Source organism: Rhizobium sp. SL42 (genome assembly GCF_021729845.1).
Taxonomy (GTDB): domain Bacteria; phylum Pseudomonadota; class Alphaproteobacteria; order Rhizobiales; family Rhizobiaceae; genus Allorhizobium.
This window is the reverse complement of record NZ_CP063397.1, coordinates 2,497,690-2,522,601: the sequence shown is the minus strand read 5'-3', so window position 1 is coordinate 2,522,601 and position 24,912 is coordinate 2,497,690. Positions and strand designations below refer to the sequence as shown.

Sequence of the window (24,912 nt, the reverse complement as noted above, 5' to 3'; positions counted from 1 at the left end):
CAACCTGTCAGCAGTTCTGGACCGCCAGTATTAGAACTGGTTCGCCATGCTGAAGCGGAATTCCTGCACTTCGTCGAAGTCTTCCTTGGCAACAGGAACCGCGTAATCGAGGCGCAGGGCACCGAAGGGCGAATTCCACAGGATACCCGCACCGACCGATGCACGGATCGCAACATCCGTACCGACAACGCCTGCGCTGTTGGCAACATCGTTGCCATACAAGGTACCTGCGTCAGCGAAGACCGCGCCGCGGAAGTTGAGATCCTGCGGGATAAGCGGCATCGGGAAGGTCGCTTCGGCAGAGGCCGCGAAGTATGTCGTGCCGCCGATGGAATCGCCACCGATGCGCGGGCCGATACCATCATTTTCGAAGCCACGGATTTCCTTGCCGCCGATCTTGAACTGATCGAAGACGTTCAGGTCGCCGTTGGTCGGCATGACGTGACCAGCAGACGCCGCGATCGAACCGACCAGGTCGTATTCATCCGACAGCGTGTGGAACAAACGGGCGCGGCCATAGAGCTTGTAGAAGTCGGAATCGCCGCCCAGGCCTGCATATTCCTGCGTGACGCTGACAAACAGGCCATCATGCGGGTTCTGCCGGTCGTCCACAGTGTTGTAGACGAACGTGTTGCCGAGGATCGACTGCTTCCACGGGCTACCGTCGATGAGGTCGATGTAAGGCGCAGCAAGCTGGTCATCACCACCACCGGAGACACCATCGGCACCGTAAGCACCATCATTGATGTACTCAAGTTCCTTGTAGGTGTAGCGGATGGTGGTCGCCAGATCTTCGGTGATCGGCGCGGTGACGCGGATCGTGCCACCCTGCTCTTCGTAGTCGTAGTAAGAATTGCTGCTGGTCGAGCTCTTGAAGAGATCGAAGCCGGCGGCCAGACGGTAACCGAGGAAATAAGGCTCGGTGAACGAGAAGTTATAGGTCTGCGTATCGTCGAAGCCACCACCGGCAGCCACGCGGATGAACTGACCACGACCGAGGAAGTTCTTTTCTTCCACCGATGCTTCCAGAACCAGACCGCCATCGCCCACGGAGTAACCGGCACCGACACCGAACGAACCGGTCGGCTGATCCTGTACGTCGACAATCACGATGACTCGGTCAGATGCACTGCCGGCCTGCGTTGAGATATTGACAGACGAGAAGAAACCGAGGGCTTCCAGGCGACGCTTGGCGCGCGAAATCGTTTCCTGGTTAAAGGCATCGCCTTCGGAAATATCGAACTCGCGGCGAATGACGAAGTCACGCGTACGGGTGTTGCCACGGACCTCGATACGCTCGACATAGGCGCGCTCGCCCTGATCGACCAGATAGGTGACACCAATGGTGTTGGTTTCAAAGTTGCGGTCACCACGCGGAACGACGCGGGCGAATGGATACCCGGCGGCCGAGACACGGCGCGAGATGGCTTCCATCGACTTCTGAACGTCGCGAGCGCTGTAGGTGCTGCCCGGATTGGTTTCCAGCAGGCCTTCAAGCTCCTTGCCATCGATGCCATCAACGGTGGACTCCACCGCGACATTGCCGAACTTGTAGCGAGCACCCTCATCGACCGTGATGTTGATGACGTATTCGTTGCCGGCTTCATTCAGGGTCGCCTCGGACGAGATGACCCGGAAGTCGGCGTAACCGTGGTTGTAATAGAACTGGCGCAGGACTTCTTCGTCAGCGCGCAGCTTGTCCTCGTTATAAACATCCTTGCGGGTCAGGAAGGACAGCATGCCCGATTCCTTGGTCTGCAGGACGGAGGCCAGGCGACCATCGGAATAGGCGTTGTTGCCAACGAAATTGATCTGGCTGATCTTGGTGCGCTCACCTTCATTGATCACGAAAGCGAGGTTGACGCGACCTTCGGCGACCGGAACGACCTGGGTGGTCACATCGACGTCGCTGCGACCGATCGCGGCATAAGCTTCCTTGATGCGCTGGATATCAGACGCGATCAGGCTGTCGCTATACGGACCCATTGGCTGCGTCTGAACCAGACCGACCAGCTTGTCGTCCTTGATCTTGCGGTTGCCATTGAAGACAACCTGGTTGATCAGCTGGTTTTCCACCACGGTCACGACAAGCGTGCCGCCCGAGACTGAAATCCGGACATCGGAGAAAAAGCCGGTGGCGTAAAGCTGCTTTACCGATTCATCGATGTCGGCGTTCGAGAAGCTCTGACCCGTCTTGATCGACAGGTTGGAGCGAACAGCCTCGGCGCCAACTCGCTGGGCGCCACGCACATCGATACTGCGAACCACTGCGGCCTCGGCTGCTACAGCCGATACAAGTACGGCAACACCCGCTCCCGAAGACACGATACCAGCAGACAGCGCGACCGCCGATACTGCGTTCAAAAATCTTGAACCAGCCTTCATGTGTATACTTTACCTTCTTCAATTGTCCCGCAGCCGTACCCCGACTCCGGCCCGTGTGTGGTTTTAACGGGTTTTACCCTACAAGCAAGTGCGGACGTTAATTTCTGTTTACTTCATTTCAATCAGTGGCCTAATCGCCACTACGAGTTTGAAACAGCGTAAACAAATCCTTTCGCGCAATACAAGTCAGGCCTTATCCGATCAACCGGCTAATGTCATTCCACGTCGCAAAAACCATCAGCGACAGGATCATTGCCAATCCGATACGAAAGGCGATTTCCTGCGCACCGGGACCGACTGGTCTGCCTCGCACGGCTTCAATCGCGTAGAGAACCAGATGCCCGCCGTCAAGGACCGGAACTGGCATCAAATTCAAAAGCCCCAGGGAAACCGAAAGAACAGCGGCTAGATTTAACAGAGCGATAATGCCCAGCGTGGCCATTTCTCCGGAGGCCTGCACGACGCGCACCGGACCACCCAACTGGTCAGCATTCATACGACCGGCAATCATGTTGCCGATGTAGTCGAACGTGCCCGTGATGATGTGACCCGTCTGGCGAACGCCTTCCCAGACGGCCTCGAGTGGCGACAGTTCGACGATGCGGAAATTGCCGGAACTTTGATTGGTGATAATGCCGATCTGGCCGACTTCCATCTCGTTGCCGAAGCTGTCGGCAATCACCGCACGCCGCGGCACCATGTCGAAATCGACCTCGCTTTCAGCGCGGCGGACGGTGACCTTGACCGGAAGCTCGGGGCGCATGCTGATATAGCGAACGACTTCATCGAAGGTTTCTATGCGTCGGCCATCCAGGGCGACCAGAATGTCGCCGGGCTTGACGCCAGCCGCTTCCGCCACGCTTCCGGGCTTCAATTCAGCAACGACTGGATCCGAAACCGATTTGCCGAGCGTGGCGAACATGACGGCGAAGATGAAGATCGCGAGGATGAAGTTTGCGATCGGACCGGCGGCAACCGTGACCGCCCGCTTCCAAAGCGCCGCACCACCGAGCGTCTGCGCCTTCTCCTCATCAGTCAGCTGTGCCAGTTCGTCGCTGTCCGGCCGGCTCGCCGCATCCGCATCGCCGAAGAATCGGACATAGCCGCCAAGCGGAATAGCTGAAATTTTCCAACGCGTTCCGTGTTTATCGGTAAAGCCGACCAGTTCCGGACCGAAGCCGACCGAAAACGCCAGAACACGAATGCCCGACCAGCGGCCAGCCAGATAATGCCCAAGCTCATGGATGAAGACGAGCAGGGACAGGATGACGATATAGGGAAGGATGTACCCGCCGAGAAAGCCGAAGACTGTGGTGATGTGATCCATGTTCCGTTTCCAAACGGCACATGGCCGCGAAAGGTTAAACGTCAGCCCTGCCCCGATCAGCCATAATCAGAGACCGAACAGGAAGGCTCCCAGAGAGACAACCGAACCGCCGCCGCCTGCGGAGAAACCTATTGCAAGAAAGAATGCCGCAAAGCAGGCAAATACAAGGCCATCGACGCGATCCATGACACCGCCATGCCCGGGAATGAGCTTGCTGGAGTCTTTGACGCCGAATCGACGCTTGATAAAGGATTCGAACAGGTCGCCGATCTGGCTCGAAACAGACAAGGCCAGCGCGACCACCGGTATCCAGACACCCACATCCTGAAAATGCATCAGTGCGACGCCGATGCCGCCAATGACGCCAGCAACAGTTCCGCCAATTGCACCGGACCAGGTCTTGCCGGGCGAGATGCGCGGCGCAAGCTTGGGACCGCCGATCGCGCGCCCGACAAAATAGGCGAGAATGTCGGTCGACCAGACGATGATGAACACGAAGAGCATAGCGACCAGGCCAAGCGTATCCTCGCCGCGGATCGCGGACAGAGAAATCGCGCTCAAGCCGGAATAGAAAATGCCGCCGGCCTGCCACCAGCTCCAGCGTCCAAACAGGGAAGGCAGCGCTGCGGTGACCACAAGACCGGCAAACAACGGCACGTTCAAATCTGCCGCACCGAAAACGAGGTTCAGCGCAATCAGCACCATCGAAAACCAGCCGAACGCATGGCCGCGCATGTTGTGTTCGGCAAGGCGTGTCATTTTGGACCACTCGTAATAGACGAGCAGGCCTATGACGGCAGCGAGAATGCGAAAGGCGACGCCACCGAACCACGTTGCAACCAGCACAACAAGGATCATAACGATGGCGGAATAGATGCGGAGCGTCAGTTCTCGGGACATCCTGGCCATCACGAGCCGATCGCCAAGGCGGACGGTGCGATCCCGCCGAAACGCCGGTCGCGAGCCGCATACCGATCCAGAGCCGCGTAGAAGATTTCGGGCGTGAAATCCGGCCAGAATTCCGGCACGAACATCAGTTCGGCATAGGCTGCCTGCCAGAGGAGGAAATTCGACAGCCTTTCCTCGCCACTGGTGCGGATGATCAGGTCGGGATCGGGAATGCCGGCCGTATCGAGACTGTCGTTCAGCTTCTGCGCATCTATTTCATCGGCCTTCAGCCGGCCTGCCTGCACTTCCGCGGCAAGATGGGCCGCTGCGCGCGCTATCTCGTCACGCGCGCCATAGTTGAAGGCGATGACCAGGGTGAGGCCCGTGTTGGCGACGGTTGCGTCTTCCGCCTCCAGCAGCAATTCGCGAATGTCATCGCGAAGACGCACGCGATCCCCGATGATGCGGATACGCACATTGCCGCGGTTCAAATCCGCAAGGTCGCGACGGATAAATGTCTTCAGCAGACCAAAAAGCTCGTTGACCTCCGCCTCCGGCCGACGCCAGTTCTCGGAAGAAAAGGCGAATAAGGTCAGGAAGCCGATGCCCGCCTCGCGTGCCGCGCGCACGGTCTCGCGCACCGCTTCAACGCCTTTGCGATGGCCAAGCGCTCTCGGCAGGCCACGCGCATTGGCCCAGCGGCCGTTGCCATCCATGATGATCGCAACATGCTCCGGAGCGGCGCGATTTTGTGCTGTCGACATGTGGTTCAAGTCCAAGCGGCAATACAGGTACAGATGCGCGAACGCATCCTATACCTGCATGATTTCCTTTTCCTTCTCGGCGAGCAAGCGGTCGACGTCAACAATCGTGTCGTCAGTCATCTTTTGCACCTTCTCGGACTTGGAACGGCTTTCGTCCTGGCCGATCGTCCCATCCTTTTCGGCCTTCTTCAGACCTTCCATGCCGTCGCGGCGAACATGGCGGACCGCAACCTTGGCCTTTTCGGCGTAGTCATGCGCCACCTTGACCAGCGACTTGCGGCGCTCTTCGTTCAGCTCCGGCAAGGGAATGCGCAGGTTCTGGCCGTCCATGATCGGGTTCAACCCGAGATTGGCTTCGCGGATCGCGCGGTCGACGGCGCTGACCATCGACTTGTCCCAGACCGAGATGCCGAGCATGCGCGGTTCCGGAACGGTCACGTTCGCCACCTGGTTCAACGGTACGCGCGAACCGTAGGCATCGACGGTGACCGGATCGAGAATATTGGCCGAGGCGCGGCCGGTGCGCAGCGATGCGATATCGTGCTTGAAGGCATTGATGGCGCCGTCCATGCGGCGCTTCAGATCGTTGAGATCAACCCCTGCAGTCATAATGGTTCTCCCATTGGTCTTGCGGCCGGCGGCTCCTCAGAGCCCGCCCTGGCCATTTCAATTGTCGGTAACGATGGTCATCAGACCTCGGCCCGAAAGGATCTCGCCGAAACCGCCCTTTTCATGGATGGAAAAGACGATAATCGGAATATGATTTTCGCGGGCAAGCGCCACTGCCGCCACGTCCATGACCGCAAGCCCCTTTTGCAGGACTTCATCATGGGTCAGACGATCGAAGCGGGTGGCCGCGGGTTCCTTCTTCGGATCGGCGGAATAGATACCGTCGACCTGTGTACCCTTGAATATGGCCTGTGCACCCATTTCGGCGGCACGCAAGGCGGCGGCGGAATCGGTGGTGAAGAACGGGTTGCCGGTACCGCCGGCGAAGATCACAACCCGGCCTTGCGACAAATGGTGGATCGCGACGCGCTGGGAGAAGCTCTCGCAGATCTCCGGCATGGCAATCGCCGACAGCACGACGGTATCGATATCGAGCTTGCGCAGCGACGTCGCCAGCGCCAGCGCGTTGATGACCGTCGCCAGCATGCCCATGTGGTCGCCGGTGACGCGGTCGCCGCCCTTGGAGGCCACGGCCACACCACGGAAAATGTTGCCACCGCCAACAACGATACCCACTTCGACGCCCATGCTTCGGGCTTCTGCAATATCACTCGCGATGCGGTCGGCGACCGCAACATCGATCCCGAATCCCTGGCTGCCCATAAGGGCTTCGCCGGAGCACTTCAGGAGAACGCGTTTGAACAGTGGTTTGGCAGTCATGGAAGCTCCCGAATTCAACTCTGAGCCGGATACACGAAGGGCACCGCGTTGTCACGCGATGCCCGATGTTTTCCCTAAAGAAGGAGCGTGTTTGCAATCAGCCCTTGGCGACGGCAGCAACTTCGGCAGCGAAGTCGCTTTCTTCCTTCTCGACGCCTTCGCCGAGGAGAAGACGTGCCATGCCGGTCACTTCGATCGCCGCGCCGGCTTCTTTTTCGGCTGCCTTGATCGCATCGCCAACCGTTAGGTCAGGGTTGATCACGAAAGCCTGAGACAGAAGCGCGACTTCTTCGAAGAACTTGCGCATGCGGCCTTCGACCATCTTTTCGATGATTGCTTCCGGCTTGCCGGATTCGCGGGCCTGCTCGATGAAGACGTTGCGTTCGCGCTCGGCGACGGTCGCATCAACTTCCTCGGCGCGAAGCGCGAGCGGGTTGGTTGCTGCGATATGCATGGCAACCTGGCGGCCGATCGAGGTCAGGACAGCCTTGTCGCCTTCCGACTTCAGGGCAACCAGAACACCGAGCTTGCCGATGCCGTCGCCGGCAGCGTTGTGGATGTAGGTCGCAACAACGCCGTGGGCAACTTCCAGCTTGGCTGCGCGACGCAGCGTCATGTTTTCGCCGATGGTGGCGATCGCGTCCTTGATGGTATCGGCAACCGGCTTGCCGGAAGCCGGGTAGGTTGCAGCCGAAATGGCCTCAACCGAACCGTCGGTCGACAGGGCGACGTCGGCGATACCGCGAACGAGATCCTGGAAGGCATCGTTGCGGGCAACGAAGTCGGTTTCCGAGTTCAACTCGACGATAACGGCCTTGTGACCGGCGCCGGCAATGGCGACCAGACCTTCAGCGGCGGTACGGCCGGACTTCTTGTCAGCCTTGGAGATGCCCTTGGCGCGCAGCCAGTCGATCGAGGCTTCGACGTCGCCGTTGTTCTCGATCAGAGCCTTCTTGCAATCCATCATGCCTGCGCCGGACTTTTCGCGCAGTTCCTTTACCAGTGCTGCAGTGATTTCAGCCATTATGTGCCTCTTGTCTGTTCAGGCGGTGCACCAATCATCCGCGGGACTCATGGACTGCACCCTGTTTGGGGGACGAAATGTACCCGGAAGTGTGACAACGTGATGAAGCGGGTCACCACGGAAACAATCAGCCGTCTTCCATGCCCCGCCCTCACGCAGAGAGCAGATCGGCGGAAGAACGGAAGCCGCCCGCTGCTCAAAAGAGCTGACGGGCGGCAGTTCCCTGTTCGGGAAGTCGCGGCGGACGCAAATCCGCCGCGTGAAGCATCAAGCTTCGGATTCAGCTTCCAGAGCCGGCTCGATCGGCGTCTCGGCAGATGCACCGATATCACGACCGGAAGCGCCCTGCTGACGAGCGATGCCATCGATGGCAGCGCGCGCGATCAGGTCGCAGTACAGTGCGATAGCGCGCGACGCGTCGTCGTTGCCCGGGATCGCGTAGTCGATCAGGTCCGGATCGCAGTTCGAGTCGATGACGGCAACGACCGGGATGCCGAGGCGCTTGGCTTCGTCGATCGCGATCTTTTCCTTGTTGGTGTCAATGATGAACATCAGGTCCGGCGTGCCGCCCATGTCCTTGATACCGCCGAGGGCCTTATCGAGCTTTTCGCGTTCGCGCTCAAGGTTCAGGCGTTCCTTCTTGGAATAGCCGGAAGCGTCCGAAGCGAGAATTTCGTCGAGCTTGCGCAGGCGCTGGATCGAGTTCGAGATGGTCTTCCAGTTGGTCATCATGCCGCCGAGCCAGCGGGAGTTGACGTAGTACTGGGCCGAACGCTTGGCGGAATCAGCGATGATTTCCGAAGCCTGGCGCTTGGTGCCGACGAACAGAACGCGACCGCCGCGAGCAACGGTGTCGGACACGACCTGCAGGGCGCGCGACAGCATCGGTACGGTCTGAGCCAGGTCGATGATGTGGATGTTGTTACGATCGCCGAAGATGTACGGCTTCATCTTCGGGTTCCAGCGGTGAGTCTGGTGGCCGAAGTGGATGCCAGCTTCGAGAAGCTGACGCATAGAGAAATCGGGCAATGCCATGCCTAGTTATCCTTTTCCGGTTGAACCTCCGCAAGGCGAACAGCAACTTCTTCGAAGATGCCACCGGGCGGAACCATCCGGATTTCTCCCGGACAATCCCAAGCCTTACGTGTGGAATGAAGCCGCCCATACAGGGGCAGGCGATGAAAATCAAGCCCTATCGCAGGGAAAGTGCCATTGCAGACCCGTTTAGCACTCTATTTGCAATCACCGTCCGTCTTGCCGAGAAGTTCAAGCTTGGTCAGCTTTCCCGACAGGATGAAGTCGCCGTAGTCCAGGGTCAGATCTCGAGTGACGCCATTGTCGTAGAGCTTGAAGGACTGGCTGTAGATCGGCAATTGGTCGCCCTTCGCCTTTTCGTCGAAATAGGCAATCGACACCGGCCAGTATTCGGCACCGGCCAAAGGCGCAACGGCCTTGACCTCGGGATCCGTGCCGGTCGCCTTCTGTGCCGCGCCGACGACCGTGGTCGTCAGAAACGTCTGGTCACCGTCTTCCGAACCGTCGAAGATCCGCGATTCGAAAACACGCTGGCCTTTGCGCGCAAGAGCGATCACTTCCAGCATGTGTTCGGCGGGAAAACGGCTGTCGGCCAGTTCGACGGCACGCTTGTCCGGGCCGGTCAGTTCGATCTTGACCTTGCCGTCGGTATCGGAGGCCGCACCAGCCACATCCTTGTCGAGCTGGTCATCGGTGAAGGACTTGTTGTCAAAACGGAACTTGCCGCCGGCCACATCCTCGAAGGTCGAGCTTCGCTGATCGGTCACACGCACGCCGTCGCCCACATCAATGCGCGTGACGAAACGGAATTGGGTGTTGTAGCCCTTGCAGGTCGAGCCGTTGAACTCATAGACCATGCGGCCGCGCACGCTTTCAATGCCGGAGCGGTCGGATGCTTCCTTGAGCACGACGTCGTAAATCGCACGGTGGGGTGCCAGACCGATCACGCCCGCAGCTTGCGCGGGGCCAAGCCCAATGCCGGAAGCAAGGGCAGCTGTGGCGACAAGGGCCATGCGCGAACGAAACATCGATCACCTCCTGTTGGACTCGCCATCGATGTTATAAGAACACATTCGGCAAAAGCGAGACATGCTTTTGTCCGCGTTCTCTTTCTCACTGTTTATCAACAAGACCGGGAAATTCACATGTCCGACACCATCGACAGCCGCCTCCAGGCATTGGGAATCACCCTACCCGAGGCAGCCGCTCCAGCGGCCAACTATGTGCCTTATGTGATCAGCGGCAATCTGCTTTATCTGTCGGGCCAACTACCCATTGAAGGCGGCAAAATTGCGGTGACGGGCCTGGTCGGTTCCGATGTCATGCTGGCCGATGCGCAGCGTGCGGCCGAACTTTGCGCCATCAACATCCTGGCCCAGGCGAGCGCTGCCCTCGCCGGGGACCTGTCGCGGATCACCCGCGTGATCAAGCTGAATGGCTTCGTGGCTTCGGCTCCGGGCTTTGTCGAACAGCATCTGGTGATCAACGGCGCATCCAACCTGATCGCCAAGGTTCTGGGCGAAGCCGGCAAACATGCGCGCGCTGCCGTTGGCATGGCCTCGCTGCCGCTCAATGCTGCCGTCGAGATCGATGCCATCCTGGAGATCAAGCTGTGAGTGCAGACTGGATCAAGGATGTTCCCGTCGCTCATCGCGGCTTTCACGACATGAACAAGGCCGTCTGGGAAAATACGCTTTCGGCGTTTTCACGGGCGATCGAGGCCGGGTTTGCCATCGAATGCGACATCCAGCTATCGTCCGACAGCGTGCCGATGGTTTTTCACGACCATGACCTGCAGCGGCTGTGCAGCCTTGCGGGCGAGGTTCGCGAGCGTACAGCCGGCGAACTGGGCATGATGTCGATCGGTGGCACGGCCGACCGGATCCCGACATTAAAAAAGATGCTGGAACTGGTGAAGGGTCGCGTACCGCTGGTGATCGAACTGAAGGGCATCGATGCGGAGCAGGACGATGGCTTCGTCGAAAGCGTGCTGGAGGTTCTGGAGGGTTATCAGGGCAAGGTGGCGCTGATGAGCTTCGACTATCACCTGCTGCGCGCCCTGAAGGCCGTCGAATGCCCTTACCCGGTTGGCCTGACTGCCGAAGGGGCACGACCGGAGCAGTTCGAAGCACATGAAGAGGCCATGGCGCTCGGGCTCGACTTTGTCTCCTATGCGGTCGCGCATCTGCCCAACAGCTTCATTTCGGGCCTGCGTGAAAAAGGCACACCGGTGATTACCTGGACCGTCAGGGATGAAATCATGCGGACGCAGACCTATACATATGCTGATCAGATGACATTCGAAGGCTTCGACCCGCGGACCTCGCCGGCGATTGCCTGACGGGAGATCCATGGCAGACGAGGTGACGATCCGCATAGTCCGTTCCTTCTCGGAGATTGATCCGGCGAAATGGGCAAAACTGTCCGGGGCCTCGCGCTCCGGACCAAACTACAATCCCTTCAGCTCGCATGCCTTCCTGTCGTCGCTGGAGGAGTCCGGCTCGGCAGTCGCCGAAACCGGCTGGCTCGGTCACCACCTGTTGCTCGAGGAAGACGACGAGCTTGTCGGGGCAATTCCCTGTTATCTGAAAAGCCACAGCCAGGGGGAGTATGTCTTCGACCACAGCTGGGCCGATGCCTTCCGGCGCGCCGGGGGAAATTACTACCCCAAGCTCCAGGCATGCACCCCTTTCACGCCTGCCACAGGCCCGCGACTTCTGGTGCGCGAGGGACAAGACAGGGGCCGTGTTTCAGCACCGCTGGCGCAGGGCCTCAGGCAGGTAACATCGGAGCTCGGCCTGTCCTCGGCGCATGTGACATTCCTTCCCCATGACGAGCTTTCTTCCCTTACGCAAGCTGGATTTCTGCATCGCATGGACCAGCAGTTCCACTTCCTCAACAAGGGCTACCGGGACCACGAGGCCTTTCTGGCAGAGCTGTCGTCTTCCAAGCGCAAGAACCTGCGCAAGGAGCGCCGCAATGCGCTCGCAAACGGCATCACGATCGACTGGTTGACCGGCAAGGATCTGACCGAGGAGATCTGGGATCAGTTCTTCACCTTCTACATGGATACCGGCAGCCGCAAATGGGGTCGTCCCTACCTGACCCGTGACTTCTATTCGCTGATCGGCGAACGCATGGCCGACGACGTCTTGCTGGTGATGGCCAGGCGCGAAGGCCGCTATATCGCCGGTGCGATCAATTTCATCGGCGCGGACGCGCTCTACGGCCGTCACTGGGGCTGTATCGAAGACCATCCCTATCTGCATTTCGAGGTCTGCTATCATCAGGCGATCGATTTTGCCCTCGCCAAGGGGCTTGCGCGCGTCGAGGCCGGCGCGCAAGGGGAACACAAGCTGGCGCGTGGCTACCAACCGGTCGTCACGCATTCGGCGCATTTCATCGCCCATGCCGGTCTGCGGCGTGCCGTGGCCGATTATCTCGAGCACGAACGGCGCGAAGTGGCGCAGATCGGCGACTACCTGGGCGACCACACTCCCTTTCGCAAGGGGGAGCGACAGCCAAGCGACGGCGAAGAATTCGACGACTAGGTCACTACCGGCCGGCTTGATCCGGTGCACGGCTTGCCTTTAATGGCCTTCACAATCGAGGAGACAGACAATGAGCATTTCCGCCTACGATCCGAACAACATCTTCGCCAAGATCCTGAAGGGCGAAATTCCCTCGGTAAAGCTCTATGAAGACGCCGACACGCTTGCCTTCATGGACGTCATGCCGCAGGCGCCGGGGCATCTTCTGGTCATCCCGAAACGGGGTTCGCGCAATCTGCTCGATGCCGACCCGGCCGTTCTGGTCAAGCTGATGCCCGTGGTGCAGAAACTTGCCAGCGCAGCCAAGGAAGCGTTTGACGCAGACGGCGTCTATGTCGCGCAGTTCAACGAACCGGCGGCCGGTCAGACCGTCTTCCACCTGCATTTCCACGTCATCCCGCGCCATGAGGGCCTGCCGTTGAAGCCGCATTCCGGCGGCATGGAGGATATCGAAGTGCTGAAGGCCAATGCCGAGAAGATCAAGGCAGCGCTTTGAACCTCACTTGAAGCCTGCGTCACGGCTGGCGTGACAATGTGGCAAGGGCATTCCCGCTTCTGACGAAAGGCCAGGAATGCACCAAACCTAAAGCCAGAGCAGGCCGGCCGCCAGGATCGCCAGCGGCACGATCACGCCGACGATGACACGCTGGCCGAACAGCAGAAATGCGCCAAACCCGACGCCGGCTGCGGTCAGCCGCAGCCAAAGTGGTGAACTTTCAAGCGTCCCGGCCGGGAAGACGATCAGCTTGGCCGTGACCGCCATCACCAGCGCGGTTGCGACCGCCCTCACCCAGGCCAACGCTTCCGAACCTTCCTGCAACCGATTGCCGGCGATCACCCCGAGCCAGCGCCACATGTCGGTCGCAAGCCAACCGGCCACGATGATCACAAGATACAAACCGTAGTCCGCCATCACAGCACCTCCTCCGCCGAAACCTGTGGCATCTGCAGGGGCTTCTTGCCGCGCACCAGATGACGGTCGACCAGATAGGCCAGCGTGCCACCGCCCAGCCCGGCGATCAGGATATCGAAACCCGGCACCAGCAACGCCAGTAACGGGCCGGAGACAACGCCAATGACAAAGGCGATCTTGACGACGGACTGGCGTCCGGTCGCCCAGATCGAGGCGATGAAATACACGGGCGTGAGGAAAAACAGCACGGCCGCGACAACGGGCGGAAAGGCTGCAACCAGACCATAGCAGACGCCAACCAGAGCTGTGTTGACGGTCACCAGCGTGATGCCGAAACCGGCAAAGAAGGCAACCCGACCCTCACGCGGCACATCCTTGAAACGGCCCATGGCAAAGACCCATGCGGTGATCGCGACGAAATGCGACAGCACCAACAAAAGCCATGTGGGCGTGCGCGACGTGCGCATTTCGGGCACCAGCGAGGCCACCATCGGCATCAGCCGAATGGAGGACAGCGAGACAGCTAGAAACACAGCCAGAAGATTGGCGCCGCTGGTCATCGTACCGATCAGGATCATCTTGGCCGGCAGCGCCCAGACCATCGCCGTCATGAACATCGCCTCGGAACGGCTGATACCGGATTCCAGGGCAAAGGCCGAAAAGCCGACGAAGGAAACCATCAGGATGATGGCAGGGAGACTGAAAAGACCGCGCATGCCGGCAAGAAACCAGCGGGCCTGGGACAGGTCAGAAGAAACCGAAGACATGCACTTTTCCGATGCGGCAAAAAGAAGTGCCGGGCATTGCCCGGCACCGGTTTGTCTGAGCGTAACGTAACGCTTATTTCTTCTTCGGCACCTTGGGCACGGCGCTGCGCTTGGCCGGCTTCGGCGCTTCGATCACGGCAGTATCGCCATCATCCTCAGCGACAACAGCCTTGGCTGCAGGCTTCCTCTTGGCCTTCACCGGCTTTTCGGCCACGACCTCGGCTTCCGGCTTCGGCTTGACGGGCGCCAGTTCGGCAATGGCTGCCAGATCGAGAACCTCTTCGCCGGCGGCATCCTTCTTCACGCCGACCTTGACCAGACCACCCTTCTTCAGCTTGCCAAACAGGATCTCATTGGCGAGCGGCTTCTTGATGTGCTCCTGGATGACACGACCCAGCGGACGCGCACCCATCTTCTCGTCGTAGCCACGGGTTGCGAGCCAGGCGATGGCCGGTTCGGACAGATCGAAGGTCACGCCGCGTTCCGAAAGCTGTGCTTCCAGCTGCATGACGAACTTCTGCACGACCTTGTGGATGACCTCGCTCGGCAGCGGCGCGAACGGGATGATCGCGTCGAGACGGTTGCGGAACTCCGGCGTGAACAGGCGGTTGATCGCCTCCTCATCCTCGCCGGTGCGCTTCGACGAGCCGAAGCCGATCGCCGACTTCGCCATTTCCGATGCACCCGCATTGGTCGTCATGATCAGGATGACGTTGCGGAAGTCGATCTTCTTGCCGTTGTGGTCGGTCAGCGAACCGTGGTCCATGACCTGCAGCAGGATATTGTAGATATCCGGATGCGCCTTCTCGATTTCGTCAAGCAGGACCACGGAATGCGGATGCTGATCGACACCGTCGGTCAGCAGGCCGCCCTGGTCGAAGCCGACATAGCCGGGAGGCGCACCGAGCAGGCGCGAAACCGTGTGCCGCTCCATGTATTCCGACATGTCGAAGCGCAGCATCTCGACACCGAGCGAGGCGGCAAGCTGCTTTGCCACTTCCGTCTTGCCGACGCCGGTCGGGCCGGAGAAGACGTAGGAGCCGATCGGTTTGTTCGGTTCGCGCAGGCCGGCACGGGCCAGCTTGATCGCGGTCGACAGCGCCTCGATCGCATTGTCCTGGCCATAGACGACGGAACGCAGTTCCTTTTCGAGGTTGGCGAGAACCATCTCGTCATCCTTGGAAACCGTCTTGGGCGGGATGCGCGCCATCGTTGCGATGGTGACCTCGATCTCCTTCTCGGTGATCAGCTTGCGGCGCTTGGAGGCCGGCAGCAGCATCTGGGCCGCACCGGTCTCGTCGATCACGTCGATCGCCTTGTCCGGCAGCTTGCGGTCGGAGATGTAGCGGGCCGAGAGCTCGACGGCCGACTTGATCGCCTCGTTGGTGTAACGCAGCTTGTGATAGTCTTCGAAATAGGGCTTGAGGCCCTTCATGATCTCGATCGCGTCGTCGATCGACGGCTCGTTGACGTCGATCTTCTGGAAGCGGCGAACCAGCGCCCGGTCCTTTTCGAAGAACTGGCGGTATTCCTTGTAGGTGGTCGAGCCGATGCAACGGATCGCCCCCGAAGACAGCGCCGGCTTCAGCAGGTTCGATGCATCCATAGCGCCGCCCGAGGTGGCGCCGGCACCGATAACGGTGTGGATCTCATCAATGAAGAGAACGGCACCCGGATAGTCTTCAAGTTCCTTGACGACCTGCTTCAGGCGTTCCTCGAAGTCACCGCGATAGCGGGTACCGGCGAGCAGCGTGCCCATATCGAGCGAGAAGATGGTGGCATCCGCCAGTGCTTCCGGCACCTTGCCTTCGACGATGCGCTTGGCAAGGCCTTCGGCGATCGCCGTCTTGCCGACGCCGGGATCACCGACATAGAGCGGATTGTTCTTGGAACGGCGGCACAGGACCTGGATCGTGCGGTTGACTTCCGAATGACGACCGATCAGCGGATCGATCTTGCCGGTCTTGGCCTTCTCATTCAGGTTGACGCAATAGGCCTTGAGTGCTTCCTGCTTGCCCTTGGCGGCGCCCTCTTCCTGCTCGCGACCGGGCTTGGCCTCGGCCTCGCCTTCCTCAGCGCCGCGTGGGCTGCGAACTTGGGAGGCCCCGGGGCGCTTGCCTATGCCGTGAGAGATGTAGTTGACGGCGTCATACCGGGTCATTTCCTGTTCCTGCAGGAAATAGGCAGCATGGCTCTCGCGCTCGGCAAAGATCGCCACCAGCACGTTTGCGCCGGTCACTTCTTCGCGACCGGAAGATTGGACATGGATCACAGCCCGCTGGATGACGCGCTGGAAGCCGGACGTGGGCTTGGAGTCTTCGTCATAACCGGTGATCAGGTTGGAAAGATCGTTGTCGACATATTCGGAGACATTCTTGCGCAACGCATCGAGGTTGACGTTGCACGCCCCCATCACCGCCGCTGCATCGGCATCGTCGATCAACGCCAGAAGCAGATGTTCGAGCGTCGCATATTCATGATGGCGCTCGTTGGCGTAGGTCAGTGCCTGATGCAGCGCTTTTTCGAGGCTGGGAGAAAATGTTGGCACGTCTGGTCCTCACTTTTTTTCCATGACACACTGAAGCGGATGCTCATGCTGCCTTGCGAAATCCATCACCTGACTCACCTTGGTCTCGGCAACTTCGTAGGTAAAGACACCACACTCGCCCACACCGTGATTGTGGACCTGCAACATGATGCGTGTGGCGGCCTCCCTATCCTTCTGAAAAAAGCGCTCCAGGATGTGGATGACAAATTCCATCGGGGTGTAGTCGTCGTTGAGAAGCAGGACGCGATACAAATTCGGCTTCTTTGTCTTCGGCTTGGTGCGCGTGATGACCGAGGTGCCGCGGTTGGCATTGTCCCCGTCGCGCTGGCTTTGCATGAAGACCGGCTTAGCGATCATTTCAGTTCATTCTCCGTTGTCCGGCCTGTTTGCCGTTACGCAGCAAGGCGGACGAACATTCAGCACAGTAAGGTAGTTCTTAATTCGGTGATTTTAAGCCCCCCGATCGATGTCGATGACAATTTGTCACGCGGGTCGGAAAGCCCAACAAAATGAAATTATAGGTTATACCAGAGGCCACAAATGGCAAGACCGGCCGTGCATGGCACGACCGGTCTCACATGGTACGCGCAAGGTTCGATCAAGCGGCGGTGGAGAAAGGCACGATCGATTTACCCAGCGGCGCCTCATAGGGCTTGTAGACCGTCTTTGCGAGTTCGGAATACATCTCGCCCATCTTGGTCGCCTCGGCGATGAAGCCCTCATAGGAGGATTTCATGAAGCTGGTCTGCAATTCGAAGGCCGCTTCCATGCTCTTCACGCTGGTGAGAGATTCCATGAAAGACGCGACGTCCTGAAATGACTTCTTCGAATAGTCGGTCGCCTCGGCTGCAATTGCCTGGAAACCCTTCGTCACTTCCGAATAGTTCTTCAGCATGCCTTCCATGGCTTCCTTGCCCTTCTTGTTGGCTTCATCAAAATTGATCATTTGCGTCCTCCGTCAGCGCTTTATTTCAGAGGTTTAAAACATAGCAGCCGCACAAATGCCGTCAAGTAGAATTGTGCATCGCACAAATATCCTTGGTTGTATTTCCTCGCAAAGAAAAGGGCCGACCTCTCCCGAGGCGGCCCCACATCATTGAATGGCAAGATATATATTAGCTCGCCTTCAACCTAAGGCTTCAGCCGAAAATCACAGATCGACGTCAAGGATCGCCATCGAGAAATTATAGGACAGATCGCCATCTTCCTCGTCCTTGAAGACAACGCCGAGAAACTCGTCGCCGACATAGACCTCGGCCGAGTCATCCTTGCGCGGGCGGGCCTTGACGACCATGGAAGGGTTGAAAGTGCGCTTGAAATAGGCGTCGAGCTTCTTGATTTCGTCAGGTTTCACGCTGTCTCTCCATCGGCTGTCTTTGATTTGCGCCGCTTGTGGCATGGCCTTTCCGCCGATGTAAAGACGCAAAGGCAAGTTTGTCCCATCAATGCGCGATCATGCACCGATGATACGATCTCCGCTCAGTCGTCAGATATAATCATCTGGTCCATCGAACGCGACGGTTCGGCACAGCCCGCTTCACCAACGATGCGGGCGGGCACACCGGCGACGGTGACGGCGGAGGGCACCGGCTTCAAGACAACCGATCCGGCCGCAATGCGCGAGCAGCAACCGATCTCGATATTGCCGAGCACCTTGGCGCCGGCACCGATCATCACGCCGTCGCCGATCTTCGGATGACGGTCGGCGCCCTCCTTGCCCGTGCCGCCAAGCGTGACACCGTGAAGGATCGAAACGTTGTCGCCGATCCGTGCGGTTTCACCAACGACAAGGCCGGTGGCATGATCAAGAAAGATGCCCTTGCCGATCCGGGCAGCTGGATTGATGTCCGTCTGGAAGATATTCGAAGACCGGCTCTGCAGATAAAGCGCGAAATCGCGGCGGCCTCGGTTCCACAGCCAATGGGCCAGACGATGGGTCTGGATCGAATGGAAACCCTTGAAGTAAAGGACCGGCTCGATAAAGCGGGTGCAGGCGGGATCGCGGTCGTAGACGGCCTGGATATCGACGCGCAGGATCGACCCCCATTCCGGCCAGTCCGCCAGCATCTCGTCAAAGGCCTGGCGCAGAACGATGGCGGGCAGATCGGTATGATCGAGGCGTTCACAGATACGGTAGACGACGCAGTCTTCGAGCGAACGGTGGCTGAGCACGGTCGAATGGAAAAATGCCGCGAGCATGGAATCGCGATCGGCGGCCGTGCGGGCTTCATGCCGAAGGCTGTCCCAGATCGGGTCCATCGACTTGACCACATCCACCTTGAGGGCGTCGTTCTGTGCGACCATTTCCGGTCTCCTCGTTTGTCTCAGTGCGCAGTATATAATCCAACCCGCCCCGAACTCAAATGGACTTCTAAAAATGAAACGCATCAGTGAGTTTGCCAATGGTCAAATCAAGGCGTCCTGCGAGGACGGAACCGGTTTCCTGCTCATCGACAACCCCATCCGCAAGAATGCGATTTCCGGTGCAATGTGGCAGGCAATCCCGGATGCCCTGCGCTGGCTGCACGGCAAGGCGGACGCGCGCGTGATCGTGATGCAGGGCGGCGGCAGACAGGACTTCAGCGCCGGCGCGGATATCTCGGAATTCGCCGTGGTTCGCAAAGACAGCAAGACGGCGCAGATCTACGAAGCGGCCAACAGCCGCGCCTTTTCGGCGGTCCGCGAAGCACCGGTTCCGGTGATCGCAGCGATCCGGGGGATCTGCTACGGCGGCGGCTTCGGGCTTGCGGCCGCCGCCGACCTCAGGCTTGCATCGTCCGATACGAGCTTTGCCGTGCCGGCCGCCCGCCTTGGCCTCGCCTACCCCGCCGACGCAATCCAGGACTTTGTCCGGGGCCTTGGATCGCAGCTGGCCCGCAAGGCGCTGTTTACCGGAGCGAGCTTCGGGGCCTTGGATCTCAAGCAATGCGGCTTCCTGCAGGAGGTTACAGAAGCTGACACGCTCGACGACCGGGTCCTGGCACTGGCCCAGACGATCGCCGCAAATGCACCGCTGTCGGTGCGCGCTTCCAAGCTTGCGCTGCGCGCCGTCGAACAGGCCGACGAGGATTTGCTGCGCGAGGCCGAGATCATCGGTGCCCAGACTTTCGAAAGTGCGGACTATGCGGAAGGGCGCAGTGCATTCGTCGAACGACGCCGGCCACGGTTCCAGGGGCGATAGGCGAAATCTCGGGCTGAAAACCCGGCACAGGGGACCAACCGGGAGAACCCCCCGACCGGGATCAGATTAGATCAGGCAAGCGCCGCATAGAATTCGAGGACGGCTTTCTTGAACACACGGTCGCCAACCGCCAGCATGTGGTCGCGACCCGGGATATCCAGCGCAGTCGCATGCGGCATCAACTCTGCCAGCTCCCGGGCTGAGCCCGCAATATCGTCCTTGGTGCCGACGCCAATTAGGGTCGGCACATCGACCTTGGCAATGTCACGGCGCTCGACCAGATCACGCGAGGTCATGATGCAGGCCGCCAGCGCGAGCCGGTCGGATCGGGTCTGGTCGGCAAAGGCGCGAAACATGCGGCCGCGCTCGTGCGTCACATCATCCAGCGATGGCGCAAGCAGCGCGTCGGCAATCGGATCCCAATCGCCGACGCCATCACACATGCCGATGCCGAGGCCGCCGAAGACCAGCGAACGGACGCGGTCCGGATGCTCCACCGCCAGGAATGCCGATATGCGGGCTCCCATGGAATAACCGAAGACATGCGCGGTATCGATGCCGAGATGGGTCAGCAGGGCCGTGGCGTCACCCGCCATCAGGCGTGGACGATAGGCTTCCGGATCGTGCGGCTTGTCGGTCGCTCCATGGCCCCGATTATCCAGCGCAATCACCCGGTAGCCGGCGTCACCCAGTGTTTTCAGCCAGCCGGGATAAACCCAGTTGACGTTCGCCGAAGACGCAAAGCCGTGGATCATCAGAACCGGCGCACCGCTCGGGTCCCCCTCATCGAAATAGGCGAATTCGAGACCGCCATGGCGAAAGCGGGAAAAAGCGGGGGCGTCGAGATTCATGGACAGTCCTTCGGGGGATTGGGGCAGGTCGTCAGGCCCGCCACCATATTGATTGGTGACCTGACATCAATTGCCGCAGGCCGATTTTCTGTGGGTTTGCGCGTGCTTTGGCTCTACACTTTTCAGCCGGACGGCGCTAAGGTCCGCGCCAAACAAACAGCATTTTCGGAGACTGACATGGCCGGCCACACGATTCCCCATTTCCAGAACGACGGCGGTCATCGCGTGATTGAAATCGGCGTGAAGGAATTCATGTGCACCGGCGCGTCCTCGCCGTTCGATCATCCGCATATCTTCATCGATCTCGGCCACGATACCGAGAAGGTCTGCTCCTATTGCTCCACACTCTATCGCTACAATCCGAGCCTGAAGGCAGAACAGACCAACCCGCCCGGCTGCGTTTACCACATCAAGGCAGCGTAAGGCACAGCGTCGCGATCGGCGTTCATCATGTCCATCACGCACGCCGCCATTGTCGGCGCCGGCATAGCCGGTCTTACCGCTGCGCTTTCGCTGGCGCAAAAAGGCATCTCGTCCGACATCATCGAACAGGCGCCGCAGCTAGGCGAGGTTGGCGCCGGCCTGCAGCTGTCGCCCAATGCGACATCGGTGCTGGCGGCGCTGGGCGTGCTTGCCGAGATCGAGCGGCACTGGCTTGAACCGAAGTCGATTCGGCTCGCCTCGGGCAAGAGCCTGAAGACGCTGGCCGAAGTTCCCGCCGGCGACTTTGCGCGCCAGCGCTGGGGACAGCCTTACGGCGTCTTGCATCGCTCCACCCTGCAACAGGCACTGCTGCATGCCGTGCTGTCCGAACCGTTGTGCAAGCTTCATCTCGGACGACGGGTTGCAGGCGTCGGCGTCGACAGCCTTGCCTATGTCACCGGCAAAAAGCCGGATCTCGTGGTCGGCGCAGATGGCGTCTGGTCCGTGGCGCGGGAGGCGATACAGGACAGCCCGAGCGTCAGCTTTTCCGGCAATATCGCCTGGCGTTTCACAGTGGACGGCGACGCTGCCCCAGACTTCCTTTCCAGAGATGGCGTCGTCGCGCATCTCGGCAGCCGCAGCCATCTGATTTCCTATCCGCTGAAAGAAACGAACGGCTACAATCTCGTCGCCATAGCCAGTGGCGCGGCTGCCGACGAGCACTGGGCGATCGCAGCCGATGCCGCCCGATGCGCGATGCTGCTGGAACAGTTTACCGGTTGGCACCTGTCGATCCGGTCGCTGCTGGCTGGCGCAAAACAAGCCAATTTCTGGCCACTCTACCAGGCCTCCGAAGGCCGCTGGCATAATGATCGAGACACTGTGCTGATCGGTGATGCAGCCCATGCCATGATGCCGTTTGCCGCACAGGGGGCTGCCATGGCGATCGAGGACGGCTTCGCGCTCGCCCAGCATGTGTCGTCGGCACCGCTGGCCGAGGCGCTTGCCGCCTTTGAAACGGAGCGCAAGGCCAGGGCGGCCAAGGTGAAGGCGCGCGGCGATTTCAACCGCTTTGCCTATCATGCGCGCGGACCGGTGCGCGTTGCGCGGGATATCGTCCTGTCACTTCGATCACCGCAAAGCCTCGCCGCCGACCTCGACTGGCTCTATGGCCATCGCGCCGGCGGCTGAGACAGGCGCGCTGCTGGTCAGATTTCAGACGCGGCCCTGAACCCGGCTTCGAGATCGGTCATCAGGTCTTCGACATTTTCCAGGCCGATCTGCAGGCGAATCAAAGCGCCCTCTTCCGGCGCCTTGCGGATCGTGCGGTCATCAAGATTGACCATGATCGCCAGGCTTTCGTAGCCGCCCCAGGACCATCCCAGCCCGAAAATGTTCAGGCTGTCGAGGAAGGCACGTGCCTTTGGCTTGACCTTGTCTGCCGAACTCGCGGTGAGGACGAAGGAGAAGATGCCGCTTGCGCCCTTGAAATCACGCTTCCAGATGGCGTGGCCGGGGAAACTCGGCAGAGCCGGATGCAGCACGCGGGCAACGTCCTCCCTGCCCTCCAGCCACTCTGCGATCCGCAGCGCGCTTCGGGCGTGATGCTCCAGACGAATGCCCATGGTGCGCAGACCGCGCAGGATCTGGTAGCTATCGTCCGGTGCACCGCAAATGCCGAGCGTGATATTGGCCTCATGCAGCTGCGGCCAGTACTTGGCATTGGCCGATACCGTGCCCATCAGGATGTCTGAGTGACCGGACGGATATTTGGTCGCGGCATGAATGGAAATATCGACGCCGAAGTCCAGCGGCTTGAAATAGAGCGGTGTCGCCCAGGTATTGTCCATGGTCACCACGCAGCCATGACGATGGGCTACCTCGGAAATGACCCGGATGTCCTGCATCTCGAACGTATTGGAGCCCGGCGCCTCGGTATGAACGAGTTTGGTATTGGGCCTGATCAGGGCTTCGATCCCGGCACCGATCTCCGGATCATAATACTCGACCGTCACGCCCAGTCTCGTGAGCATGGTGTCACAGAAATGGCGGCAGGGCGAATAGACCGAATCAACGATCAGCGCATGGTCGCCCGCCGAAAGGAACGCCAGGAAAGGAACGGTGATCGCCGCAAGGCCGGATGGCACCAGAATGGTTCCGGCAGAGCCCTCGAGCTCATCGATCGCCAGGCACAGTGCATCCGTCGTCGGCGTGCCTCGTGTCCCATAGGTGTAGGGCTGGCTGCGCGTTTCCATGGCACGGGCGTTGGGAAACAGCACGGTCGATGCATGCACCACCGGAGGGTTGACGAACCCATGATAGGAACTGGGGTCATAGCCGATATGGGCCAAACGCGTATCCGTGCCGGCTGTCGCCAACCACTCTTTCTTACCACTCATCAAAAGCCCTTCCTGCATGCATGAAAGCGCTAGTTCTTGCCGTCAAAAGAATGAAGGTCAAGCCGTGTTTGGAGGATCCGTGATGGGCCTCCGCCATGCAGCAGACGCAGGGAACAGTTACGCAAAAGAGACAAATTTCATCACCAAAGCGCTCAAAACGTGGTTTTTTGCCTCTTTATCAAGCGAATCCAGCGAAATGCCGCTTTTGTCCGCAAATCACGGCTTAAAGACTTGACCCTGCAGCCATTTCCGACTGAGATAGTCTTGCTTGCTCCGGGAGGCCGCAAGCCGATGAGCGCCGCCGAACTCGTTTGGCCGGATGCCGTCGTTGGCAAAAAACAAGAGAATAAAGGTTGGGAAAAATGAAAAAGACACTTCTGTCAGCAGCGATTGGCGTCGCAGCCGTTGGCTTTGGCGCGGTCGCCGCTCAGGCTGGCACACTCGATGATGTCAAGGCCAAGGGCTTCGTCCAGTGCGGCGTTAACGGCTCCAATCTGGCCGGCTTCGGCGCCCAGGATTCGTCCGGCAACTGGACCGGTCTCGACGTTGACCTTTGCCGCGCTGTCGCTGCCGCCGTCTTCGGCGATGCAACCAAGGTGAAGTTCACGCCTCTGTCCGCCAAGGACCGTTTCCCGGCCCTTCAGTCGGGTGAAGTCGACATGCTTGCCCGTAACACCACCTGGAGCGCCAGCCGCGATTCGCAGCTCGGCTTCGACTTCCGCGCCGTCAACTATTATGACGGTCAGGGCTTCATGGTCACCAAGGCCCTGAACGTAAAGTCGGCTCTCGAACTGTCTGGCGCTGCCGTCTGCGTACAGGCCGGCACCACGACCGAACTCAACCTCGCCGACTATTTCAAGGCCAATGGCATGGAATACAAGCCGGTCGTCTTCGAAAAGCAGGAAGAAGTCGACGCCGCCTACCAGTCCGGCCGTTGCGACGTCTACACGACCGACCAGTCGGGCCTGTATTCCATCCGCCTGTCGCTCGCCAACCCGGCTGACCATGTCATCCTGCCGGAAATCATCTCGAAGGAGCCGCTTGGCCCGGCCGTTCGCCAGAACGATTCGAAGTGGTTCGACGTTGTTTCCTTCGCGCACTATGCCATGATCACCGGCGAAGATTTCGGCATCACTCAGGCGAACCTGGAAGAGATGACCAAGTCTGAAAACCCGGACATCAAGCGCTTCCTCGGCGAAGAAAAGGACCAGACCATCGGCAAGGACTTCGGTCTTGACGAAAAGTGGGCCTACAACATCATCAAGCAGGTCGGCAATTACGGCGAATCTTTCGAGCGTAACGTCGGCCAGGGCAGCGCCCTGAAGATCGAACGCGGCCTGAACGCTCTGTGGTCCAAGGGCGGCCTGCAGTACGCACCGCCGATCCGCTAAGCCGGATTGCTGCATACGGGAAGGCGCGATGCGCCTTCCCACCCAATACCTATAAAAAAAGGCGCCCGACCAAAAA

General features: G+C 59.7%; 26 protein-coding genes. 8 read left to right on the top strand and 18 right to left on the bottom strand.

What is annotated here, in order from left to right; genetic code table 11:
* Positions 1–30: 30 nt before the first annotated feature.
* The 9 genes from bamA to IM739_RS11910 form a co-directional block, all read right to left on the bottom strand.
* Complete coding sequence (bamA, locus tag IM739_RS11950; RefSeq protein ID WP_237367962.1) at positions 31–2,385, bottom strand: outer membrane protein assembly factor BamA; 2,355 nt, start codon at positions 2,383–2,385, stop codon at positions 31–33.
* Positions 2,386–2,578: 193 nt separating this feature from the next.
* Entirely contained in the window at positions 2,579–3,712 is a 1,134-nt protein-coding gene (gene rseP / locus IM739_RS11945) for an RIP metalloprotease RseP (protein ID WP_237367961.1), read from the bottom strand.
* A gap of 66 nt (positions 3,713–3,778) precedes the next feature.
* Positions 3,779–4,612 carry a phosphatidate cytidylyltransferase gene (locus IM739_RS11940; RefSeq protein ID WP_237367960.1) on the bottom strand — a complete coding sequence of 278 codons (834 nt, stop codon included), beginning with the start codon at positions 4,610–4,612 and terminating at the stop codon, positions 3,779–3,781.
* An 8-nt stretch (positions 4,613–4,620) separates the two neighbouring features.
* Positions 4,621–5,364, bottom strand: coding sequence for an isoprenyl transferase (locus tag IM739_RS11935; protein ID WP_237367959.1), 744 nt, complete (start codon positions 5,362–5,364; stop codon positions 4,621–4,623).
* Positions 5,365–5,412: 48 nt separating this feature from the next.
* On the bottom strand, positions 5,413–5,973 hold the full coding sequence (gene frr, locus IM739_RS11930; RefSeq protein WP_237367958.1) for a ribosome recycling factor: 561 nt from the start codon (positions 5,971–5,973) through the stop codon (positions 5,413–5,415).
* Positions 5,974–6,030: 57 nt separating this feature from the next.
* Positions 6,031–6,753 (bottom strand): UMP kinase, encoded by a 723-nt coding sequence (gene pyrH, locus IM739_RS11925; protein ID WP_237367957.1) that lies wholly within the window; start codon positions 6,751–6,753, stop codon positions 6,031–6,033.
* Positions 6,754–6,850: 97 nt separating this feature from the next.
* Positions 6,851–7,777 (bottom strand): translation elongation factor Ts, encoded by a 927-nt coding sequence (gene tsf, locus IM739_RS11920; protein ID WP_237367956.1) that lies wholly within the window; start codon positions 7,775–7,777, stop codon positions 6,851–6,853.
* A gap of 267 nt (positions 7,778–8,044) precedes the next feature.
* Positions 8,045–8,812 carry a 30S ribosomal protein S2 gene (rpsB, locus tag IM739_RS11915; protein WP_113141255.1) on the bottom strand — a complete coding sequence of 256 codons (768 nt, stop codon included), beginning with the start codon at positions 8,810–8,812 and terminating at the stop codon, positions 8,045–8,047.
* Positions 8,813–9,009: 197 nt separating this feature from the next.
* Positions 9,010–9,840: a cell envelope integrity EipB family protein gene (locus IM739_RS11910; RefSeq protein WP_237367955.1), complete on the bottom strand. Its 831-nt coding sequence runs from the start codon at positions 9,838–9,840 to the stop codon at positions 9,010–9,012.
* Between the two features lie 117 nt (positions 9,841–9,957).
* Between IM739_RS11910 and IM739_RS11905 the strand changes: the two genes are divergently transcribed.
* The 4 genes from IM739_RS11905 to IM739_RS11890 all read left to right on the top strand — a co-directional run bounded on the left by IM739_RS11905 (position 9,958) and on the right by IM739_RS11890 (position 12,859).
* Entirely contained in the window at positions 9,958–10,428 is a 471-nt protein-coding gene (locus IM739_RS11905; protein ID WP_237367954.1) for a RidA family protein, read from the top strand.
* On the top strand, positions 10,425–11,153 hold the full coding sequence (locus IM739_RS11900; RefSeq protein WP_272911308.1) for a glycerophosphodiester phosphodiesterase: 729 nt from the start codon (positions 10,425–10,427) through the stop codon (positions 11,151–11,153). The genes IM739_RS11905 and IM739_RS11900 overlap by 4 nt, the downstream gene beginning before the upstream one ends.
* A 10-nt stretch (positions 11,154–11,163) precedes the next feature.
* Positions 11,164–12,363: a GNAT family N-acetyltransferase gene (locus IM739_RS11895; RefSeq protein ID WP_237367953.1), complete on the top strand. Its 1,200-nt coding sequence runs from the start codon at positions 11,164–11,166 to the stop codon at positions 12,361–12,363.
* A gap of 70 nt (positions 12,364–12,433) precedes the next feature.
* Complete coding sequence (locus tag IM739_RS11890) at positions 12,434–12,859, top strand: HIT family protein (protein WP_237367952.1); 426 nt, start codon at positions 12,434–12,436, stop codon at positions 12,857–12,859.
* Between the two features lie 87 nt (positions 12,860–12,946).
* Here the strand turns inward: IM739_RS11890 and IM739_RS11885 are convergent, their stop codons facing one another.
* The 7 genes from IM739_RS11885 to cysE all read right to left on the bottom strand — a co-directional run bounded on the left by IM739_RS11885 (position 12,947) and on the right by cysE (position 18,895).
* Entirely contained in the window at positions 12,947–13,276 is a 330-nt protein-coding gene (locus tag IM739_RS11885; RefSeq protein ID WP_237367951.1) for an AzlD domain-containing protein, read from the bottom strand.
* Positions 13,276–14,043, bottom strand: a complete 768-nt coding sequence (locus tag IM739_RS11880) for an AzlC family ABC transporter permease (RefSeq protein ID WP_237367950.1) — start codon at positions 14,041–14,043, stop codon at positions 13,276–13,278. Before IM739_RS11880 ends, IM739_RS11885 begins: the two co-directional genes overlap by 1 nt.
* Before the next feature lie 73 nt (positions 14,044–14,116).
* The gene (clpA, locus tag IM739_RS11875; RefSeq protein ID WP_237367949.1) at positions 14,117–16,591 is read right to left on the bottom strand and encodes an ATP-dependent Clp protease ATP-binding subunit ClpA; all 2,475 of its coding nucleotides are present in this window, start codon (positions 16,589–16,591) and stop codon (positions 14,117–14,119) included.
* A gap of 9 nt (positions 16,592–16,600) precedes the next feature.
* Positions 16,601–16,948 carry an ATP-dependent Clp protease adapter ClpS gene (gene clpS / locus IM739_RS11870; RefSeq protein ID WP_237367948.1) on the bottom strand — a complete coding sequence of 116 codons (348 nt, stop codon included), beginning with the start codon at positions 16,946–16,948 and terminating at the stop codon, positions 16,601–16,603.
* A 241-nt stretch (positions 16,949–17,189) separates the two neighbouring features.
* The gene (locus IM739_RS11865; protein WP_237367947.1) at positions 17,190–17,537 is read right to left on the bottom strand and encodes a phasin family protein; all 348 of its coding nucleotides are present in this window, start codon (positions 17,535–17,537) and stop codon (positions 17,190–17,192) included.
* A 204-nt stretch (positions 17,538–17,741) separates the two neighbouring features.
* Complete coding sequence (locus IM739_RS11860) at positions 17,742–17,945, bottom strand: DUF3126 family protein (protein ID WP_037074398.1); 204 nt, start codon at positions 17,943–17,945, stop codon at positions 17,742–17,744.
* Between the two features lie 125 nt (positions 17,946–18,070).
* On the bottom strand, positions 18,071–18,895 hold the full coding sequence (gene cysE, locus IM739_RS11855) for a serine O-acetyltransferase (RefSeq protein WP_237367946.1): 825 nt from the start codon (positions 18,893–18,895) through the stop codon (positions 18,071–18,073).
* Positions 18,896–18,968: 73 nt separating this feature from the next.
* Here cysE and IM739_RS11850 point away from each other — a divergent pair, with 73 nt between their 5' ends.
* Positions 18,969–19,772, top strand: a complete 804-nt coding sequence (locus tag IM739_RS11850) for an enoyl-CoA hydratase-related protein (protein ID WP_237367945.1) — start codon at positions 18,969–18,971, stop codon at positions 19,770–19,772.
* Positions 19,773–19,843: 71 nt separating this feature from the next.
* On the opposite strand, the gene IM739_RS11845 is transcribed toward IM739_RS11850, so the two are convergent.
* Entirely contained in the window at positions 19,844–20,623 is a 780-nt protein-coding gene (locus tag IM739_RS11845; RefSeq protein WP_237367944.1) for an alpha/beta fold hydrolase, read from the bottom strand.
* Positions 20,624–20,800: 177 nt separating this feature from the next.
* Here IM739_RS11845 and IM739_RS11840 point away from each other — a divergent pair, with 177 nt between their 5' ends.
* Both IM739_RS11840 and IM739_RS11835 read left to right on the top strand, forming a co-directional pair.
* Complete coding sequence (locus tag IM739_RS11840; protein WP_007603777.1) at positions 20,801–21,046, top strand: zinc-finger domain-containing protein; 246 nt, start codon at positions 20,801–20,803, stop codon at positions 21,044–21,046.
* Between the two features lie 27 nt (positions 21,047–21,073).
* Positions 21,074–22,237, top strand: coding sequence for an FAD-dependent monooxygenase (locus IM739_RS11835; RefSeq protein WP_237367943.1), 1,164 nt, complete (start codon positions 21,074–21,076; stop codon positions 22,235–22,237).
* Between the two features lie 17 nt (positions 22,238–22,254).
* Here IM739_RS11835 and IM739_RS11830 read toward each other — a convergent pair whose 3' ends face one another.
* Positions 22,255–23,445 (bottom strand): cystathionine beta-lyase, encoded by a 1,191-nt coding sequence (locus IM739_RS11830; RefSeq protein ID WP_237367942.1) that lies wholly within the window; start codon positions 23,443–23,445, stop codon positions 22,255–22,257.
* 362 nt (positions 23,446–23,807) lie between these two features.
* Here IM739_RS11830 and IM739_RS11825 point away from each other — a divergent pair, with 362 nt between their 5' ends.
* Positions 23,808–24,836 carry an amino acid ABC transporter substrate-binding protein gene (locus IM739_RS11825; protein WP_237367941.1) on the top strand — a complete coding sequence of 343 codons (1,029 nt, stop codon included), beginning with the start codon at positions 23,808–23,810 and terminating at the stop codon, positions 24,834–24,836.
* Positions 24,837–24,912: the final 76 nt, after the last annotated feature.